Source organism: Loigolactobacillus jiayinensis (assembly GCF_003946445.1).
Taxonomy (GTDB): domain Bacteria; phylum Bacillota; class Bacilli; order Lactobacillales; family Lactobacillaceae; genus Loigolactobacillus; species Loigolactobacillus jiayinensis.
Map to the genome: position 1 here is coordinate 1 of NZ_RHOF01000110.1, position 3,402 is coordinate 3,402.

2 protein-coding genes are annotated in these 3,402 nt (G+C 41.1%); both read right to left on the minus strand.

Going from position 1 to position 3,402, the window contains the following annotated elements; genetic code table 11:
- Positions 1-1,765, minus strand: a 1,765-nt coding sequence (topB, locus tag EKM80_RS14595; RefSeq protein ID WP_125554399.1) for a DNA topoisomerase III, incomplete at its 3' end; no start/stop codon positions are given.
- A 96-nt stretch (positions 1,766-1,861) separates the two neighbouring features.
- On the minus strand, positions 1,862-3,402 hold a 1,541-nt coding region (locus tag EKM80_RS14600), incomplete at its 5' end, for a MobA/MobL family protein (protein WP_125554401.1).

The window sequence follows — 3,402 nt, forward strand, 5'->3', positions numbered from 1 at the left end:
AATTATCCGGAGTGCGTTCTTCGGTACTGATTTGCTGTAATGCTTGCTCCCATTTCGCTGTCATCTCTGGGCTAGTTAGCAAGGGTTCGAGTTCGACCGCTTTACATAAAGTAATCCCTGCTTCACTGACGTGTAACTTGTTCTTTTCAGTGACGAGATAGCCGCGCTTCTTTAACACTTCCAGCACATTTGCCCGGGTTGCACTTGTCCCAATACCTTGCACGTCTTTGAGAATTGCTTGGGCTTCTTCATCATCAAGCGTTTTACCGGCGGTTTTCATTGCCGTAATCAGGGTACCTTCGGTAAAGGGTACCGGTGGTGTCGTTTCTTTTTGCGGCGTTTGCAGGTTTGCTTGGACTTGATCGCCTTGGTGAACGAGCGGTAAAGTTGCTGCTGCTTGCTGGTCGGCTGTGTGATCATCAAATAATGCTTGCCAACCTTGCTTCGTTGGGACCTTACCCGTTGCTTTAAAATTGGCGCCACCAACTTGGGTGATAATGGTGGTTTCCTCGTACTCATACGGATCAGCAAACATCGCTAACGTCGTTCTTAAAACCAAGTCATAGACCTGTTGCTGTAATTTAGGTAAGGCCGCTAATTGATTTTTCGTCGGCACAACTTTAGTCATGATAATAGCGTAGTGTTCTTCAACCTTTTTCCCATTGACGTAACGTTTATTCGGGGTGGTATTGGTTAAAGCGACTTGCTTAGAGACTAACCCCAGATACTTCGTCAGATTAGCCACTAAATACTCAAATTCTTCATCAGTGATATAAGCACAATCGGTTCGGGGATAGCTAAGGAACTTGGCTTCGTACAAACTCTGAATGGCCGCTAAGGTTTGGCTGGCACTGGCATGATACCGTTTATTCATCGCACTTTGCAGACTGGATAGCGAGAATAGTTGGGGACTAGCACGCTTTTTACCTTGTTTTTGGACGTTCTTGATTAAACCGTCCTGTGAGCCTTTCTGAACGTGTTTAGCTTGCATGAATGTCATTAGCCCTACTTCGTCTTTAAACCGCTGATAGGGGTCTAATTTCGCGGCGAATTTTTGCTGATTGGCTAAAATTTCCGCATTTAGTTCAAAATAGGGTTCCGGCTTAAAGTTTTTGATTGCCTGGTCTCTTCGATAAACCATATACAAGGTTGGCGTCTGCACGCGACCAATTGAGTACACCCCGCGCACCCCTTTTTGTCTTAACAACAAAGTATATAAAGGACTGCCATTCATACCAATTAACCAGTCACTAATTTGACGGGTTTGGGCTTCTTTATAAGCCAAATAGTCTTTGTGCCAATCACCAAGATTTTTAAAGCCGGTAATAATCGCGTCTTTTTCTAGGCTATTCAACCAAAGGCGCTTAATCGTTTTCGACTTAACATCAATATGCGCTTGGTTCATGATCGACCACGCGATATTTGACCCTTCTCGACCACTATCGGTGGCCACAATAATGGTATCGGCTTTCGTTAACAGGTCTTTAACGACCTTGAATTGGGCTTTTTTACTAGCTGACACTTCAAACTTGTATTTATCGGGGAAAATCGGTAAATTAGATAAGGCCCATTGCTGGTATTTCTGATCATATTTATCCGGTGTGGCTAGTTCAACTAAATGTCCGAGACCATACGTGACAAGCGTATTATCGGGCAAAACAGGGTCACTAACCGTATAGTAACCCTGTTTTTTTGTGCTCTTTTGAAAGGCTTGGACGTATGAACGGGCTTGACTGGGTTTTTCAGCTAAGATAACAGTGGTCATGTTCGTTCACTCCTTATGATTCAATTTTTGATCTAATTCTGTTTTGCCTTGTTAAGCCGCTTTTAACCAGGTTTAACGGTGCATTTTTTATTCCGATTACAAGTGCATGCCCCCATCTTCATGCCGATTTCGAGTTTGGTGTTGCCGTTGCTTTTTCGCCATTTCCCACTCAGTCTCTTTTAAACCTTGCGCCTGTCTTTGTCGTTGGTAATCTTCATCACGAGCATATAGAACAGTCATGATCGCGTCACTAAAGGCCGTCTTTAAGTAGTAGTTTGGACTAACTGGCTTATAATTTAACGGTTGATAATGTGCCAGCTGGGATTTTCGATATTGATCGTCCTTAGCTTGTTGCTCTTTTAACTGTTTTTGGATTTTCTCAATCTGACTGTTCTTAATCGTTGGATCGACTTTACATTCACCCAAAAAGAGTTGTTTAGTGCCGTCATGCTTTAAAACCCGTTGTAAGTGATGATTCTCTAACTGATCTAAGCTAAGCTGTCCCGATAAATAAGCTAACCCTAATTGATGTTCTTGGGTACTGAAAACCCTCGGTGGGTTTTCTTGCCATTGTGCCATTGTTTCGACTTTTAATGGCTTTAAAGTTGGATCATAGTACATCACGGCTGTATAGGCCTGTTCTTGTCTAACTAGTGAAAGATCATCTAAATCACCATTAGGAAAGGCTCTTTTCAATACTTCATGGTATTGCGTTTGAATGACTTGCTTAACTGCTATGATTGTCCGTAGGTCTTTGACTGCTCTCGTAATCGTTTGCTGTTCTGCTGGTGAATACTTTTCTAGTAGTCCTTTATCGACGTGTTCTAGGCTTTCTAAGCTATCAGAGTGGATCATTAGCGTATATTTCAGATCAATTTTGGCCTCTTTTTCTTGTTGCATTAATAACTTAAAACCAACGTATGGCCGCTTGGTAAAGGTCAATAATTGCTGGGTCAATAAATCATCACGAATATTCATTAAACGTTCGTTTAATTCACTGCCTTTGAAAACTGTTTGCTCGCTTTCGGTTTCCTTAATTAATTCTCGTCTTTCAGCTTGCGTGGTCTGTTCAAAATTAAGCTCTGGATAAAGTTTTTTCGTGGTACGATCGACCACTTTGTTTAAGAGTTCATCTGCCTTTTTTAATGAGCTTTCTTGTTGGTTAATTGTCAATAATTGTTTAGTCACATCTTCACCAACTGCATGTTTAATTAAGGTGCTATTTTTCCAATTAAATAGCATGCGCCGTTTATCATCTAAACTCTCCAAACTGATATAAGTTTTCAGTTCATGGCTTAACTCATTGACCACCCGTTTTTCATTAAACGAGAAGTGTTCACTTAGGCTATCTAAGTGACCTCTATTGATTGCTTTTTCTTGGTTGTTTTTATAACTGGCTTTGGCTTTGCGATAGTTCTTTACTTGTTGGTTAAATTCTTTTCTTTCATACCGCTTACTATTAATTCCCTCGTGTTGGGTTGGTGTATCATCTATTCCCTGCTCAGTAAATGATTTTTCACTGATCCGATCGGGAATATTTTTTTGCTCTAAAACCTGATTGACACTAACTGCCCAATTATGACGCCATTCAATTATTTTTTCTTTCTTATCCCAATCGACCATCAGTATCTTTCTAC